Genomic DNA, 16,534 nt, shown 5'->3' on the forward strand with positions numbered 1-16,534 from the left:
AGCCGGATTAATAGGTGGCGAAGCCCGGATTTCCGGCATCTTGCGGCAATGCAGGGAAAGCCTGAAGTAACAAGCTGCGACACCTAGACAACCCGTCCCGCGGCCGGTCCGGCTTTCTAGACCGACCCAACTCTGGTACCAGCGGCCCGGTTAAGTTGTTGTTTCTGCGCGTGTCGTTGGGGCGGCCCGCACCACACCGTTTTGAGGCCGACATGCAATTCATCGATCTTGGCGCGCAGCGCGAACGTATCCGCGACCGGCTGAAGGCCGCGATCGACAATGTCGTCGAGGAAGGCCGTTATATCCTAGGGCCGCAAGTCACCGAATTCGAAAACAAGCTCGCAGCCTATATCGGCACCAAGCATGTCGTGGCCTGCGCCAACGGCACCGACGCGCTGCTGTTGCCGCTGTTTGCCGCCGGTATCGGCCCCGGCGACGCGGTGTTCGTGCCGAGCTTCACCTTTGCCGCGACGGCGGAAGTGGTGGCGCTTGCCAAGGCCGAACCGGTGTTCGTCGATGTCGACGCCGAGACCTACAACATCGACATCGCCAGCCTCGAGGCGGCGATCGCCATGATCAAGAAGGAAGGCCGGCTGAAGCCGAAGGCGATTATTCCCGTCGACCTGTTCGGGCTTGCCGCCGACTACGAGGCGATCATGGCGATTGCCAAGCGCGAAGGGCTGCTGGTGATCGAGGATGCGGCGCAGTCGATCGGCGGTTCGGCCGACGGCACAATGTGCGGCGCCTTCGGCCATGTCGGCTCGACCAGCTTTTATCCGGCCAAGCCGCTGGGCTGCTACGGCGATGGCGGCGCGATGTTCACCAATGACGACGCGCTGGCCGACCAGCTGCGCTCGTTTGCGTTCCACGGTAAGGGCGAGACGCAGTATGACAATGTCCGCGTCGGCATCAATTCACGCCTCGACACGATCCAGGCGGCGATCCTGATCGAGAAACTCGCCATCCTCGAAGACGAGATGGTCGCCCGCCAGGTGGTGGCCAAGCGCTACGCCGAAGGTCTCGGCGACATCGTCAAGGCGTCACGCAATCTGGGCGGTGGCCGCTCGGCCTGGGCGCAATACGCCATCGAGACGCCGAAGCGCGACGGGTTGAGGGCGCATCTCGGCGAAAAGGGCATCCCTTCGGTGATCTATTATGTGAAGCCGCTGCACGAGCAGGTCGCCTATCGCGACTATCCGCGCACGCCGACCGGGCTTGCGGTTTCGGAGGAACTGCCGAAGCGCATCCTGTGCCTGCCGATGCATCCCTATCTCAGCGAAGCCGACCAGGACCGCATCATCGAGACGATCCGCAACTACATTGGCTCGAACTCGGCGCATGTAGCGGCGGCGTAAGTTACGCCGCGTCCGCCGCCTTCCCGCTCGCAATAAAATGCGGGTTGGCGAAATCCTCGTCGTCGCTCTGTTTGCGCTTGCCATAGGTGAGCGGCTCGCCGTCCAGCGTGCGCGTCATGCCGCCGGCGGCGCGCAGTACGGCGTCGCCGGCCGCCGTGTCCCATTCCATGGTGCGGCCGAAGCGCGGATAGATGTCGGCTTCGGCTGCGGCGAGCAGGCAGAATTTCAGCGATGAGCCGACCGAGACGATCTCGGCGGCGCCGAGATCCTTGATGAAGGCTTCGGTCTCCGGGGTGTTGTGCGAGCGGCTGGCAACGACCGCCAGCGGCGTGACCGCCCTCCTAACCGAAATCCGCCGGCGGCCGACGATACGGAAGTCGCCTTCGACCTCGATTGCTTCGGCCCAACCCGGCCGTCCAGAGAAGAACCGCCCGCTGCACGGTGCGAAGACGACGCCGATCTCCGGCACGCCGTGCCGGACAAGCGCGATGTTGACGGTGAAATCGGTCCGGCGGTTGACGAATTCCTTCGTTCCATCGAGCGGATCGATCAGGAAGAAGGCGCCATCCAGATCGGGCGGCACAATGCCTTCGGCGACCTCTTCCTCGGCCACGCAGGGAATATCGGGATAGGCCGCACGCAGGCCGGCGAGGATGATCGTCTCGCTCTCGCGGTCGGCTTCCGTGACCGGCGAGGAGTCCGACTTGCTGTCGACCGCGCAGCCGGCCTTGAAGACCCGCATCACCTCGCGTCCGGCTTCGAGCGCCAGGCGCTCGAACACGTCGAGCATCACTTCGTCGTCAGATGCCGCCGCCGCTGTCATATTGGTCTTCGGCAATGTCGCGCTCATTCAGCCAGTGTTCCAGAGCCTCTACCATCTCCTCGGCCGTCTTGCCGAGTGTCTTGAGATGGATTTCGGGATTTTCGGGAGCTTCATACGGGGAATCGACGCCGGTGAAGTTCTTGATCTCGCCATTCAGCGCCCGTGCGTAAAGGCCTTTCCGGTCGCGTCGGGCGCATTCCTCGAACGGCGTATCGACGAACACTTCGACGAACTCGCCGTCGGCCATCAACTCCCTGGCCATGCGCCGCTCGGCGCTGAAGGGGGAAATGAAGGAGACGATGACGATCAGCCCGGCATCGGCCATCAGCTTTGCCACTTCGGCGACACGGCGGATGTTTTCGACCCGATCGGCGTCGGTGAAGCCGAGATCGCGGTTGAGGCCGTGGCGGACATTGTCGCCGTCGAGAATGTAGGTGTGACGCCCCGAAGCGAACAGCTTCTTCTCAAGCAGATTGGCGATGGTCGACTTGCCCGAGCCGGAAAGACCGGTGAACCAGAATACGGCGGGGCGCTGGCTCTTGAGGTCGGAGCGGCCGCGCTTGCCGACATCGAGCGACTGCCAATGGATGTTTTCGGCGCGGCGCAAGGAATGCAGGATCATGCCGGCGCCGACCGTGGCATTGGTGATGCGGTCGATCAGGATGAAGGCGCCGGTATCGCGGTTGTCGGCGAAGGTGTCGAAGGCGATCGGCGCCCGGGTCGAGATATTGCAGATGCCGACTTCGTTCATCTCGAGCGACTTCGCCGCCTCGCGAGCGAAGTCGTTGACGTTGACGCGGTATTTCAGGTCGGTGACGGTGGCGCTGGTCTGGTCGGTCTCGGTGCGCAGTATATAGGAGCGTCCCGGCAGCAGCGCTGCCTCGTCGAACCAGACGATGTTGGCGGCGAACTGGTCGGCGACCTGCGGCCGTGCCGCCGGCGACACCAGCATGTTGCCTCTGGAGACCTCGACCTCGTCATCGAGCACAAGGGTGATGGCCTGGCCGGCCACCGCCTGGGCAAGATCGCCGCCTTGCGCGACGATGCGCTTGACCCGCGAGGCCTTGCCGGATTTGGCGACCACCACCTCGTCGCCCTGCGCGACGGAGCCGGACGCGATGGTGCCGGCAAAGCCGCGGAAGTCGAGATTGGGCCGGTTGACATACTGCACCGGAAACCGGAACGGCAGTTCGACCGCGGCCTCGTCGACCGATATGGTTTCGAGATGCTCGATCAGCGACGGGCCGGAATACCACGCCGTCTTGCCGGAGCGGCTGGTGACATTGTCGCCATAGCGGGCCGACATCGGGATCGGCACGATCGTCTGGAAGCCGAGCTCGTGCGAGAACTGCCGGTAATCCTCGACGATACGGTCGAACACCGCCTGGTCGAAATCGACGAGGTCGATCTTGTTGACGGCAAGCACGATATGGCGGATGCCGAGCAGCGAAGCGATGATCGAGTGGCGCCGGGTCTGGCGCAGCACGCCCTGGCGCGCATCGATGAGCACGATGGCGAGATCGGCGGTAGAGGCGCCGGTCGCCATGTTGCGGGTGTACTGTTCATGGCCGGGCGTGTCGGCGACGATGAACTTGCGCTTGGGCGTGGCGAAGAAGCGGTAGGCGACGTCGATGGTGATGCCTTGCTCGCGCTCGGCCTCGAGGCCGTCGACCAGAAGCGCGAAGTCGATGTCGTCGCCAGTGGTGCCGTGCTTGCGGGAATCGCGCGCGAGTGCGGCGAGCTGGTCCTCGAAGATCTGCTTTGTGTCGGACAGAAGACGGCCGATCAACGTCGACTTGCCGTCGTCGACCGAGCCGCAGGTGAGAAAGCGGAGCAGCGACTTCTTCTCCTGCGCCGCCATGTATTCGCGCACGCCGTCGGTGGGAGCGAGGCTCTTGGCCAGGATATGGCGCATGCTCAGAAATACCCCTCGCGCTTCTTCTTTTCCATCGAGCCGGCTTCATCGCGGTCGATGAGGCGGCCCTGGCGCTCGGAGGTGCGCGCCGTCAGCATCTCGCCGACGATGGCTTCGAGCGTGTCGGCGTCGGATTCGATGGCGCCGGTCAGCGGATAACAGCCAAGCGTGCGGAAACGGACCAGGCGGTTCTCCACCGTCTCATCGGGGCGCAATTGCATGCGATCGTCATCCTTCATGATCAGCATGCCGTCGCGTTCGACCACCGGCCGCTCCTTGGCGAAATAGAGCGGCACGATCGGGATGTTTTCCTGCAGAATGTACTGCCAGATATCGAGCTCGGTCCAATTCGACAGCGGAAACACGCGGATCGATTCGCCCGGCGCGATGCGGGTGTTGAAGATCTTCCACATCTCCGGCCGCTGGTTCTTCGGGTCCCAGACATGCTGGGCGTTGCGGAAGGAAAAGATGCGCTCCTTGGCGCGCGACTTCTCCTCGTCGCGCCGCGCCCCGCCGAAGGCAGCGTCAAAGCCGTATTTGTCGAGCGCCTGGCGCAACGCCACCGTCTTCATCACATGGGTGTGGGTGTTCGAGCCATGGTCAAAGGGGTTGATACCGTCGCGCACGCCGTCTTCATTGACGTGGACCAGCAGGTCGAAGCCGAGCTTCTGCGCCATCTGGTCGCGAAAGGCGATCATCTCGCGGAACTTCCAGGTGGTGTCGACATGCAGGAAGGGGAAAGGCGGCTTGGCCGGATAGAAGGCCTTCATCGCCAGATGCATCAGCACGGAGGAATCCTTGCCGACGGAATAGAGCATCACCGGCTTGGAGAAGGAGGCCGCAACCTCACGGAAGATGTGGATGGACTCGGCCTCGAGCCGCTGCAGATGCGTAAGCGCGATGTTCATGGACTGTGAGCGTTCTCTCGTGCAATCCAGACCTTGCATCAGATGGATCGGGCGTCCTTTTCAGCCGCCCGGTTCAAGCTTCACTGCTGGACACTATCGGTTCGTGCCGGCGTTCTAGCAGATCGCCACCTGATATAACAACGCTGGAAAGGCCGGCGGCCACACCGATCGGCAACGAATTTTCCATGAAAAGCCCAGAATCGGGAAATTCCTGCCCGACGGAGCGATAGCCTTCAAAGGCCGGGAAAAATCTTGCCTGGACCGAAAGAAACGCCGGCCCGACCTCGTCGCACTTTCGAAAACCGCACCCAGCCGCTATACCGGCTCCTGAACCTGCGCCGGGCGGCATGCCGCAAATGCCGCGCCAAACATTGTCCGTCGCCACGCGACCCAGCGCATTGTGAACCAGAGCATTGACCCCGATCTCCGCCATCAAGCAGCACGTTTCGCCGTCACGGATCAACATCACCTTCTCCATTCTGTGCTTCTTTTTCCCGCCGGTGCTGGGATCGGCGGTCAGCTTTTTGTTCAATGGCGGCGGCCTGTGGTCGGTGCTTCTGCTTGCGTTGAAAAGACGGCGTTTCAACATTGACCGGCCGATGACCGTGATGACGGTGGCCATCTATGCCTATTGCGCAGCCAGCGTGCTCGCCTCCATCGTCAACAATTCGATCGCCAGGGATGCGCCGCATCTGGCAGGGCTGATCACCTTCCTGTTTTTCCCTGTCTCATACGCGACCTGGAGCATTACCGAGAAAACCACGCTGACGCGCATCGTCGTGCTGGCGAGCGCCGCCGCCTGTTTTGGCGCCGTGCTGCTGGCGGTCGTGCAATATCACGGGCTGGGCATACGGGCCGAAGGCGGCGCCGGCAATCCGATCGTGTTCGCGACCGTCGCCTGCCTCAGCATGATGATGTGCCTGGCAGGCGCTTTATCGGGTGTAGAAAAGAACAGGACGTTGCTGGCCTGCGCGACACTGGCCGGCGCGGTCGCCATTGTCTATTCGGGATCTCGGATAATCTGGCTGGCGATGCTGGTGGCCGGCATCGCGGTCCTGCTGATCAACCGTCGCAAGCTCAACAACAGAAACGCCATTCGGCTTTTGCTGATTGCGGGGGCGACCGGCATCGTCATCGCTGTCATCGGTCTCCCCATCATTTCCGAGCGCGCGGCCTTCCTGTTCAGCGACTGGGATGCGCTCGCCACGAAGGGCGACCACACGACCGCGCTCGGCTTGCGCGCCGCACTTTGGCAGATTGGCCTGAGCGCCTTCCACGACATGCCGATTTTCGGCCACGGCATTGCCGCAAGCCGCGAGCTGATAAAGGATGGGTTCCACAATCAGTTCAACATGCCGTCGACGGGCTTCAGCCATTTCCACAATGGCTTCCTGACCGCATTGGTGGAGGCCGGCCTGCTTGGAGCCGTAACGCTCGCGGCTGTGTTCGTCGTTGCCGCGAGAAACGCGGCCATCGTGCTGCGCACCAGCGCGGACGCGATCGAGCGGTTCGGCGCCACGATGATTGTCGTCACTGCGATCACCTATCTCATCGGCGGCCTGACCGGCATCCTGGTCGGCCACGACATCCTCGATGCCACACTGATGGTGTTTCTGGTGTCCGGGACCTATCTTGCATCGGGCCGGCAACAAATGCTGCCGGAACAACCGGCCCCGGCGCCCCAGGCAAGCCGGCCGTGAAAGTGCTGGTCACAGGCGCGACGGGTTTCATCGGCAGGCAGGTGGTCAACCAGCTTCGCGAAGCCGGGTTCGGGGTGCGCATGGCATCGCGCCACCCGGAACGGCTCGATCCCGTGAGCGATGCGGTTTTGTTGCCGGACTTCGACGCGCCGGCCCAGGCATTCCAGGCGCTGATGCGAGATGTCACCCATGTCGTCCACTGTGCGGCGCTCAACAATGACCGCAAGGCGAGCGAAGCCGACTTCATGGCCGCCAACGCGACACTGACCGCCCAGCTGGCGCGCGCGGCCGCCTGGCGGACAAGCGGGCGCTTCGTCTATCTGTCATCGATCCGGGCGGTGGCCGGTCCCGGTTTCAGCGGAACCATCAGTGAAGCGACGCCAGCAGCCCCGCAATGCGCCTATGGGCGCTCGAAACGCGAAGGCGAGATCAGGATGCTCGAAGCCTATGCCTCCAGGCCCTCCGACGCCACGACGTTGCGCCTGCCGCCGGTCTATGGCGAAGGCATGAAGGGAAACCTGGCGTACCTGATGCGGCTGAGCGGCATGCCTATAGCCTTGTCGCTGCCGGCGGCGACCTTCAGCGGCCTCCGATCATTGATGTCATGCGAGAGTGCGGCGCGAACCGCTGTTTATCTGTTCAGCCGTCCGCAGTCGGTTCGCCGGGCCTACGTCGCCTGCGACCTCCCGCCCCTCCCGGTCTCATCCATCATCATGGCCTTCCGGGACGGTTATGGCTACTCGTTGAAGCTGTCCAGAGTGCCCGGCGGCCTGGTGCGGACAGCACTGACCTTGATCGGCAAACGCACGGCATGGGAGGCGATGACCGCGACCCAAATTTGCGATCCGTCCGTGCTGGTATCCGAAGGCTGGGCGCCACAGACCGATTCGCTCGAACAGCTGACCGAGCTCGCACGCCGCTACAAATCGGGTGCCGTTCAGCGGTAGAAAATCGTGCCTATGAGAATGCGGACATCGAGGCCCACCGATGCCGACTTTAAATACTCGGCATCGGTTTCGGCGCAGAGCTTTGGGTCGGACATGTCGATGCCTTTCATCTGCGCGAGCCCGGTAATGCCCGGAAGCGCCGCAAGCACACCCAATTGCCTGCGGCGTTCGACCAATTCCGTCTGCGTGGGCAGGCACGGCCGCGGTCCGACCAGGCTCATCTCGCCCTTGAGCACGTTCCAGAGCTGCGGCAGCTCGTCGATCTTGAATTTCCGCAGCACCTTGCCGACGGCAGTGACGGAAATTGCCGGCGCCTGATGCGAGGGCAGAGACGGCGTTCCCACAACCATCGTGCGCAGCTTGTGGCAGGCAAACGGCACCCCGTGCTGGCCGACACGGGTTTGAGAGAAGAGTGCCGGTCCAGGCGACGTCGTCCTGATTGCCAGCATGGCAAGCAGGATGAAAGGCGAGGCCAGTGGCAGCAGCAGCGCCGCCACCGCCAGGTCGAAAGCTCGCTTGGGTTCCCTCATGGCCGTGTCTGCATGCTCTAGATCCGCCGCCAGATGAAGGCCAGATAGAGCCCAAGCGTCCCAGCCAGCGTCTGCCGGTAGACGCCGCTTTTTCTGAGAAGGCGCAGGCGTCGCAAGATACCGCCCTTTCGTGCCCTGATGAACAGGCCGAGACAGGCGGCGGCATCCCTCGAGAGGATGTCGCGATTGACCGCCAGGCCACTCAGATTGTGATCGGTCCAGACGGCGAACTCGCCCCTGAAGAGGCGCCCCAGCCGCGACAGCCTCGCCTTCCACGACACGTTGGCGCCGACCAGGTTTGCCTCATGCTGGCGGTAGCGCACCAGCGGTCGCGGGTCATAGCGAACAATGCCGCCGGCAGCCGTGACGATCAGATAGGTCCACCAGTCATGGCTGACGAACTCGGTCCTTGCCGATGCCTTTGCCAGCAACTTTCGCGCGGCGCGGTTGATCATCATCGTGTTGCCGCCGGCAATGCTTTGCACAAGCGCATTGCGAAATGCGGGTGGATGCTGGAACAGCGGCGAATACCCTTGCGCCGCTCCGGTTTCGGACATGGTCGCGGTCCTGGAGCAAAACAGCAGCGGCGTTGCGGCATCGTGCCCTTGCATCCAGGCAATAGCGCTCTCCAACCTATCCGGCTCCCAGATGTCATCCTGGTCGCAGAAGGCGTAGTAGTCGGCCTCGATGCGCGGATCGATGATCATCGCGCGGAAATTGGCGGCAAAGCCCTGGCGAGGACCATTCGACAGGGTCAACCGGCCCTTGGACCAGCGGCTCTGCCAGGCGCCGATAATGGCCGAAGTGCCGTCTGTCGAACCGTCGTCGGAAACCCAGAGGTCGACAACAGGATGCGATTGCGCAGCCAGCGACGCGAGCTGCTCGTCAAGGAAAGCCGCGCCATCTTTCGTGCCCAGCAGCACGGCCACGCGCTGATCTTGTCTGCTCACTGGTTCAAAATCATCTGCAAACGCCTGGGAACGGCCATCGGATCGGTTTCAATAGCCAATCCCGGTCGATCAGGACAGGCTCTTTGTTTTGACGCAATCCCGGACGGGAAAACCGCTCCACACTTTTTCCTGGAATTGCTCTAACCAGCTTGCCCGACTGTTTTCGCAACGGTTTCCCGGCGTGCGTCACTTGGAGGCTCTTCCGCCTGATAGAGGGCGGCCATGACGGCGAGCGCCGAGGCCTTGTCCTGATCGCGCATGGCCGCCTGCAGCGATGTCAGCGCCGCCTGGACCTTGGGCCATCCCACGACATCGGTTCTGAGGCCGAAGATCTTGGGGATATCCAGCGCGACGATCTCCTCATTGCCGCCATGCAGCACCTCGTGAAGCTTCTCGCCCGGCCTGATCCCGGTGAAACGGATCGGAATGTCGGTGTAGGGGCTTTTGCCGGCCATGCGGATCATGGTTTCAGCGACTTCGAGGATCGGCACCGGCTTGCCCATGTCGAGCATGTAGATGGCGTAGTCGTCCTTGCCCTGGCGCCGCTCGGCGTCGGCCGCCGACATGATGACGAGGTCGACGGCTTCGGCCACCGTCATGAAGTAGCGGGTCATGCGGCGATCGGTGATGGTGACCGGACCGCCGGCCTCGATCTGCGCCTGGAAGATGGTGGCGACCGAGCCATTGGAGCCGAAGACATTGCCGAACCGCACGGCGATGAACTTGGTGCCGGAGCGACGGCCGCTAGGCCCGGTGGCGTGCGTTTCGTGCAGCGAAGAGACGATCTGCTCGGCGGCGCGTTTCGTCATGCCGAGCACCGAGGTCGGATCGACCGCCTTGTCGCTGGAAATCAGCAGGAACTGCGGCACCCCGCATTTGGCGGCAACCTCGGCGCAGACGAGGGTGCCCAAAATGTTGGTCTGGATCGCCGATTCCCAATTTTCCTCGAGCAGCGGCACATGTTTGAGCGCGGCGGCATGGAAGATGATGTCGGGCTTGAAATCGCTGACGACGCGGGTGATCTGGCGCCGGTCTGTGACATCGACGATGCGGCTCTTGAGCCGGACATGGTCCTTTTCGTCAACCTGCTGGTCGAGCTGGAAAATACCGAACTCCGAGATATCGGCGACCAGAACCGCCTCGGCGCCAAGTTCCAGCGACCGCTTGACCAGGATGCGACCGATTGAGCCGGCGCCGCCGGTGACCAGGACGCGCTTGCCGTTGAGGAAGCCGCCAATGCGCTCAATGTCGGATGGAACCGTTGAGCGGCGCAGGATGGTTTCCATCTCGACGGCATCGAGAACCAGCTTTCCGCGCTGCCCGAGCTCCGAGACGCCGGAGAACTGGACGACGGCGATGCCGCTATGACGGGCGATGCGAACCAGTTCCGAAAATTCTTCGATCTCGCGCTCGGCGCCTTTGCCGAAAATCAGCATGTCGAGGCTTTTGGTGCCTCTTGCATATTCTTCGAGGACCTCGACCAGGCGGGGGCGCACGGCCACCACCGGAACGCCGTGGATCTGCGTGCCCAAAGGCGCGCCGTTCTCGATGGCCATGATCCCGGCGATGGAATATTCGGCCGGCTCTGCCGTGCGCGTGAACCGGATTATGACGTCTGCTTCGCCGAGCCTGCCGACGAACAGCGCCTGCTTGATCGCCACATTGTTTGCGTTGCGGCTCAGGATCCGCCAGCTCGCCCCGTCGCGCAGGAACCGGTAATAGAGCCGAGGCGCCGATATGATGGTGAAGGAGACGAGGAAAAAGACGATGAACTGGCGCTCGTTGAGGCCGGTCACCGGCTGAAACGATCGAACCGCCAGCGAGACGACATAGAGCGTGACGGTCAGGATGGCGCAGCTCTTCAGGATGTTGAAGAAGTCCGGCGTGGAGGCGAAACGCCACACGGTGTTGTAGAGGCCGCAATAGCGAAACAGCATATGGCTGAGAAAAACAATACTTGCCCAGCACGCCAGGCCGGCCGTGGAGAGCGCGTCGAATGAAAGTCTCGACTGCGAAAGCCCCAGACTCAGCGCCACCGCGACCAGGACCATGACCAGGTCCTGGATCATTATAATGGCGCGCCGCATCTTCGGCCGAAGTCCGGACACGACCTCTACATAGGATGTCATTGGGTGGTACTGAACTCCAGGCGCAAGGACTATGCATAAAGTGGCGCCAGATTGACTGTCATCCGTCACCGACCACGTGTCTTAATGTGCCAAATCCTCCGCCCGCCGCCCTGTATCGCATAGCGCGGAGTTGAGGGCATCGCCAGCGGTTTTTTGGATGTGCGTGTGGTTAAGGCGCTGCTTCCGGCTAGATCATCCCGCGTGCAAGATGCGAGTACCTTCAAACTTCAGGCGCTTGGCAATAGGCTGTACATTGTCCTTATAAGTAATGCATCTGCGGTAGATGCCAGCGGCGACCCGCTCTTTGCCAATCACTTCCCATTCTGGTGCCCATGAGCCCTCCCAATCAAAATGCTGGGAAATGAGACGTTCCCTGTCGAAACATTGGGGGTCCCGTTCGACTATTCTATGGGCCTCATCGGCGAGCGGGGAATAGCTCTCGACGGCGGCCATTTTTCTCGCTCGGGCAGCGTGGTCGAGTTGAATTTCCAGTCCAATAGGTCCCGCCACGTTTGGAACCGCTGCGGAGCAAAGGTGCTGTGCCACTTTCGCTGTCCTTTTCAGCGCTCCGGCGAGAGCCTGTCCATAGGCATAGGCTAGGTCATGTATCGGGTTGTAGCCATCGACCGCGTCCGACACGAATTGAACGTTTTTCGCGCCTGCCAAATCGGTGGCGATTTTCGTCAGCACATCAACAAAGAAGTCAGTTTCTCCAGCCAGCAGAGCTTCGTACCAGACGGCATCGGGAATATCGCCGAATACTGCGCCCGGCGTCGCGCCCGCAGCTTTCACAAGGTGGCGCGAGTACTGCGTACGCGCCGTTTGGCGACCGCCCGATCCGTCTGTCAGAAGGTAGACTCTGGGTTGTGCGCACTCGAGCCAATGGTAAACCCTGAGTTCATGTCCCGGATGGGCGAGAACCAAGACATTTTCCAGCTTTTCAGACAATCAATGGCTCCCTCCGAGATTTTGCAGAGCTTGTTTGGAAAACGGCTTCAAACTAAGACGCTTCCAATAGCTCTTGTGCCTGTCGCTCGTTTGCAGGCACGTTGCGAAACAAGCAAGGAACGCCGTTGCGGGTTCTTATCACCAATCTGTCCCTATCCCGCAATAGCGGGTCAGAAGCGGTTGTTGAATTGCTTGCTGACGGGCTCCGCAGTGGCGGGCATCATACCATGCTGCTGGCCCCAACTCTTGGCGATATGGCATTTAGAATGCGCCAGCGGGGGCATCATGTTGTAGACCGGATTGCCGAAATCGTCGAAAAGCCCGATGTAGTCCATGCCCAACACCTGACACGCTGTCTGACAGGTTTCCGGACGTGCCTGCCGTATTTTCATGCCACAAGTACCTTCTATGAGGTCGAAGCACCTATTCTTCATCCTCAAATACGCCATTGGATAGCCGTAGACGAAGCGTGTAGGCTTAAGTGCCTTTCGAGGGGGATTCCCGCTGACCAACTAAGCCTCGTCTACAATGCGGTTGATCTCAATCGCTTCAAACAACGCCCGCAACTGCCTGCGCGGCCCGCAAGAGGGCTGTTGTTGACGAAGAACTTCGATCACCAAGCGGCGGTTCGTCAGGCCTGCGCCAAAAATGGCATCGAGCTAGATGGACTGGGGCCTGCCACAGGCCGATTTTCGCATCAGCTCGAACAGGATTTGCTTGGCTATGATATCGTGTTTGCGACCGCCCGCATGGCAATCGAGGCGGCGGCAGTGGGATGTGCCGTTGTCGTCTGCGACGCACGCGGCTTTGCGGGGTTGCTCAACACCGCAAACATGCAGGCGTGGCGCCGAATGAATCTTGGCGTCGGTGTTTTGGCCAAACCCATGACAGTCGAGAATCTAATGGATGCGATCTCCAGATTCGATGCAGGCCATGCCGCAGCGGTTTCTGCGTATTTTCGAAGGGTGGCGGGAGATGCGCATTTCGTAGAGGAACATCTTCGAATCTATAGTCAGGCCATGCAAACCGACGAGGCACCGAACTTTGACGCGCGATTCCTCGCGACCGCCTCTTGGATTGAAGAGATTGGTATCTTAGCATCAGCGCAGGCGATGGTTTCACATTGTAAAGGAGCTGCATGGATGGCCCAGATTCGCCAGAGCCAACTGCGCTTCTGATGATGTTGCAATCAAATACCGAAATTCTGAAGGGTAATGCCGCCTCTTTAACGAAACTGGGCGAGCAGGTCGGGTCGATCGAACTTGAAATTGCCAAAAGTCGCCAGATCATGCTCGGCGAATCCAATTCGCGCGCTGCCATCGCTGAAACCAGCCAAACCATGCTGCGCGCAATTGACAAAGAAGTTTCAGTCCTGGCAAATTTTGTGACCGAGATAAAGCGATTCTACAACCGCATGATCCCTCTGTTCATCCGAAAAATCCTTCTTTGGGCTCGCAGGAGAGATTGAATTTGGTCGCGCGCGAACGCTTCATCTGGGCGATCAGCAGAGGACTGGCGGCTTCGGCGGTGGTATGAGAAGTTCTAACCTTGCGCTCTCGGGAAGTGACCCTCGAAAACGCGAAGCCAGAATCGATAAATTGGCGTGGCGACGTGAGAACCGAGGGAACACCAGCATGGCCGGAACTCGACCTACCCCTGTCCTGTCATGAGAGACTGACGTTTGCCCTGCGGCCGTTTTTCAAAGACGACAATACTGTCATAGACACAGATCGAGTCTGTTGCATGGGTGAAGGCGTTCGCCGGCATTGCGCCGCGCGCGTGATGAGCGTTGATTTCGTCGAGCTTTCCCTTGGCAAATTCCATGAACGACCCGGGCCTGCGGAGCCCGCCACCATAGTCCTCCCAATAGCTCGTATGCGTGTCCTCGACCAAGTAAACGCCGTTCGGCTGCACATGATGGTAGAGATGCTCAAATGTCGCGATGACATGATCCATCATGTGACTGCCGTCATCGATGACGATGTCGATGGAACCATACTTCTCGACGATCCGATCGAGGAGTTGAGCGTCATCCTGGCTTCCAACGAAGACCTCCACGCCTCCGGACTCGTGCGCCTTGCATGCAGGATCGATATCGATTCCAACAATTCGCGCGCCCTCGCCGAAATAGGCTCGCCACATCTCGAGTGATCCTCCCTTATAGACGCCGACTTCAACGACGACCGGCCTTCGATTTCTGAACCTTTCGAAGTGACGTTCGTAAACGTCGAAATAGTGCAGCCATTTGTAGATCTCTTTGCCGCTGTTGTTCAAAAAGTACTGATGCAAGAACCCGCCCATCGTAGCCTCCTTGGCGTCGGACTTTGCCACCGCCAGTTGCTCTGATTGTGGCTGTCTCCTCCTTTTATGGACGAGGTTGGTCCTGAGCCGCGCAAACACCGGCTCCCATTCGTTTGCAACCAGGCAAAGCGCTTCCCCAAGATTTGCCGCGATCTCGGTGTATTCCATGTTTGCAAAGCGTTCTCCCGCTTGGACAATCCACGAAGGATCGTATCTAAGCTTGCCAAAGCCGGATACCACGGTGAGCCCGGTCCAAGGCGTTGCAATGGTAAACACGTCGAGATCAGGGCGAAGCGCCTTGAGCGCCGGAACCATTTTCCAGACATCGCCGGTGTGGAATTGCGTTGTCGGCGGAACCTTTTGCGTCGTGTCGTCCAGGGGAACAGTGTCGTGCACGAGCAAAACCGAGCCAGGGTCGCAGTAGTGTTCGAGGTTCGCAAAATCGCGCAATGCCTGGTCGAACGTGTGAAGACCGTCAATGAACCCTACACCCAACGGGCGGCCGGCTAGCAATGCATCCGCTCCGCCGCGATCAAAAAAGGTGTCACTCGTCTCTGGAAAAATGTGCGTTTCTGCGCTGAGTGCCATCGTGGCGCGTGGATTGGGATCGATCCCGATTGCAAGAGCCGGAGGCTTGATCTTGGAGAGCGATACGCCGTCACAGACGCCTATCTCTACCACGACAGTGGGTTCCAGCTCCGAGTAAAGACGCTCCAGCCAGTCGTAATAGAAAGGCCCGGCCATCCGTGTGCTGGCCAGGCCGACATGGCCCCCCACAGTATCCGGGTTGAGGTCCAATGCTTTGCGGTATTGGACTTCAGCCCTTTCGTTGTCGCCGATGGCAAAGTACGCATCACCGATCCCAGTAAAATAGGCGGCGTTTCGAACTGGATCGTGTCGGGCAAGAATGCCGGCAGAAGAAAGAAGTCGCGACGCAGCAAGCTCGGCGGGTGCATGCGTGCTTGCCATGCGAAGGATGTCTGCCGCCGTCTGATAGTGCCCCGACTGAAACTGACCCTTGGCCAACTCGACCAGCGTCGCCGCTGTCTGGTTCGCCGGCACGCGTTCTTCTGGCGGCCTCAAATGCGCCCTGAAGCCTGCGGCGGTGGCTGGAGCGACCCTGAATGGGTTTGCAATTGTCGCCCGGGCAAGGTGCGGCAGAAGCGATGAAGGCAGCGAACCCACGAATGCCGAGGGGGTGTGAAGGGTAAACTCGCCTGCCCCCCTCAACGCATCCCTTTCAGCCTTCCAGACGATCCAGTTCTTGCGCTGCTGGTCGACGCTTGCGTTGGTGGACACCCCGCCATGCAGTTGGTGAAATGTAGCCTCTCCCAGAGTGAGGATGAGCTGTGCTTGCGACAGCGTCATCGCACGTTCGAGCGTATCGAGGTTGACCAGGCCGCCGCCCGGACAGCTGAAGCGCTCATCCATGCCGCCGATCGCCTGCCAACCCTTCCGGCTCATGAAGAGGACATTCGCTTCGGCTATCGGCGAGAACCACGGATCGACCGACGACTCATCCATCGTCCCGATCTCGAACAATCGATACCCATCTTCTGGCCATCTGATCGATCGCAAAAGCGAATCCTCGATGGCCCGGGTATAGCCATTCCCGGACGCGTTCCCCTGGATGTCGCTTCCAAGATACCAGCCAGGCGCGGCCACGACTGCTGTCGGAGCCATGTCCAACCCGATGCGAGCGAAATGCACCAACCCGGGCGTCGCCATCCGTGCGCCGTCGATCATCACGCCGATCTTGTCTCCCCTCGCCTCCTTTATCCCGAGGTTGACGGCAGCCGCAGGCGAGGGTGACGCGTCATCGATGCGCAGCAGGCGAAAGTTCGGCCCATATTCCGCGACCAGGCTCCCACCAACCGCAGGTGATGATCCGTTGTCGACGACAATGACCTCGTAGTCGTCCGTCGTCACGCGTTGCTGATAGCGCGATGCGAGCGAAAGCAAGGTTCGGGGCAGTTCTCGGGCGATGTCGTAAGCGACAACAACGACGGACACGTAGTTCTGTTTCAT

Annotated in this window: 15 protein-coding genes; 5 read left to right on the top strand and 10 right to left on the bottom strand. The window is 60.8% G+C overall.

Translation table 11 applies throughout. From position 1 onward, the window contains the following. The first annotated feature begins 212 nt into the window (after nucleotides 1-212). Nucleotides 213-1,355, top strand: a complete 1,143-nt coding sequence (locus tag NKI35_RS02230; protein WP_023698144.1) for a DegT/DnrJ/EryC1/StrS family aminotransferase — start codon at nucleotides 213-215, stop codon at nucleotides 1,353-1,355. Nucleotide 1,356: 1 nt separating this feature from the next. Here the strand turns inward: NKI35_RS02230 and cysQ are convergent, their stop codons facing one another. The 4 genes from cysQ to NKI35_RS02250 form a co-directional block, all read right to left on the bottom strand. Then, a complete protein-coding gene (gene cysQ / locus NKI35_RS02235; RefSeq protein WP_352652592.1) occupies nucleotides 1,357-2,145 on the bottom strand; it encodes a 3'(2'),5'-bisphosphate nucleotidase CysQ in 789 nt (262 codons plus the stop codon). Nucleotides 2,146-2,155: 10 nt separating this feature from the next. Beyond that, complete coding sequence (gene cysN / locus NKI35_RS02240) at nucleotides 2,156-4,093, bottom strand: sulfate adenylyltransferase subunit CysN (RefSeq protein WP_352738338.1); 1,938 nt, start codon at nucleotides 4,091-4,093, stop codon at nucleotides 2,156-2,158. A gap of 2 nt (nucleotides 4,094-4,095) precedes the next feature. Continuing rightward, a complete protein-coding gene (gene cysD, locus NKI35_RS02245; RefSeq protein WP_023705476.1) occupies nucleotides 4,096-5,001 on the bottom strand; it encodes a sulfate adenylyltransferase subunit CysD in 906 nt (301 codons plus the stop codon). Nucleotides 5,002-5,074: 73 nt separating this feature from the next. Further along, a complete protein-coding gene (locus NKI35_RS02250) occupies nucleotides 5,075-5,623 on the bottom strand; it encodes a hypothetical protein (RefSeq protein WP_245261131.1) in 549 nt (182 codons plus the stop codon). On the opposite strand from NKI35_RS02250, the gene NKI35_RS02255 reads away from it, so the two are divergent. Further along, nucleotides 5,601-6,701: an O-antigen ligase family protein gene (locus NKI35_RS02255; protein ID WP_245261130.1), complete on the top strand. Its 1,101-nt coding sequence runs from the start codon at nucleotides 5,601-5,603 to the stop codon at nucleotides 6,699-6,701. The genes NKI35_RS02250 and NKI35_RS02255 overlap by 23 nt on opposite strands. Continuing rightward, entirely contained in the window at nucleotides 6,698-7,648 is a 951-nt protein-coding gene (locus NKI35_RS02260; RefSeq protein ID WP_023705479.1) for an NAD-dependent epimerase/dehydratase family protein, read from the top strand. Before NKI35_RS02255 ends, NKI35_RS02260 begins: the two co-directional genes overlap by 4 nt. Here NKI35_RS02260 and NKI35_RS02265 read toward each other — a convergent pair. From NKI35_RS02265 to NKI35_RS02285, 5 genes are all read right to left on the bottom strand, one after another. After that, a complete protein-coding gene (locus tag NKI35_RS02265; RefSeq protein ID WP_023705480.1) occupies nucleotides 7,639-8,178 on the bottom strand; it encodes a sugar transferase in 540 nt (179 codons plus the stop codon). The two genes, NKI35_RS02260 and NKI35_RS02265, sit on opposite strands and share 10 nt — an antisense overlap. A 17-nt stretch (nucleotides 8,179-8,195) precedes the next feature. Continuing rightward, nucleotides 8,196-9,128: a glycosyltransferase family 2 protein gene (locus NKI35_RS02270; RefSeq protein ID WP_023705481.1), complete on the bottom strand. Its 933-nt coding sequence runs from the start codon at nucleotides 9,126-9,128 to the stop codon at nucleotides 8,196-8,198. Between the two features lie 140 nt (nucleotides 9,129-9,268). Beyond that, complete coding sequence (locus NKI35_RS02275; protein ID WP_031196486.1) at nucleotides 9,269-11,257, bottom strand: nucleoside-diphosphate sugar epimerase/dehydratase; 1,989 nt, start codon at nucleotides 11,255-11,257, stop codon at nucleotides 9,269-9,271. Between the two features lie 192 nt (nucleotides 11,258-11,449). Beyond that, nucleotides 11,450-12,205, bottom strand: a complete 756-nt coding sequence (locus NKI35_RS02280) for a hypothetical protein (protein WP_023709659.1) — start codon at nucleotides 12,203-12,205, stop codon at nucleotides 11,450-11,452. Nucleotides 12,206-12,375: 170 nt separating this feature from the next. Next, nucleotides 12,376-12,540 carry a hypothetical protein gene (locus tag NKI35_RS02285; protein WP_023705484.1) on the bottom strand — a complete coding sequence of 55 codons (165 nt, stop codon included), beginning with the start codon at nucleotides 12,538-12,540 and terminating at the stop codon, nucleotides 12,376-12,378. Nucleotides 12,541-12,801: 261 nt separating this feature from the next. On the opposite strand from NKI35_RS02285, the gene NKI35_RS02290 reads away from it, so the two are divergent. Both NKI35_RS02290 and NKI35_RS02295 read left to right on the top strand, forming a co-directional pair. Then, on the top strand, nucleotides 12,802-13,383 hold the full coding sequence (locus NKI35_RS02290; RefSeq protein ID WP_245261129.1) for a hypothetical protein: 582 nt from the start codon (nucleotides 12,802-12,804) through the stop codon (nucleotides 13,381-13,383). Next, complete coding sequence (locus tag NKI35_RS02295; protein ID WP_245261128.1) at nucleotides 13,344-13,673, top strand: hypothetical protein; 330 nt, start codon at nucleotides 13,344-13,346, stop codon at nucleotides 13,671-13,673. The genes NKI35_RS02290 and NKI35_RS02295 overlap by 40 nt, the downstream gene beginning before the upstream one ends. A 182-nt stretch (nucleotides 13,674-13,855) precedes the next feature. Here NKI35_RS02295 and NKI35_RS02300 read toward each other — a convergent pair whose 3' ends face one another. After that, on the bottom strand, nucleotides 13,856-16,534 hold the full coding sequence (locus NKI35_RS02300; RefSeq protein ID WP_352738342.1) for a class I SAM-dependent methyltransferase: 2,679 nt from the start codon (nucleotides 16,532-16,534) through the stop codon (nucleotides 13,856-13,858).

It is taken from the genome of Mesorhizobium sp. M0676, assembly GCF_040320535.1.
Taxonomy (GTDB): Bacteria; Pseudomonadota; Alphaproteobacteria; order Rhizobiales; family Rhizobiaceae; genus Mesorhizobium.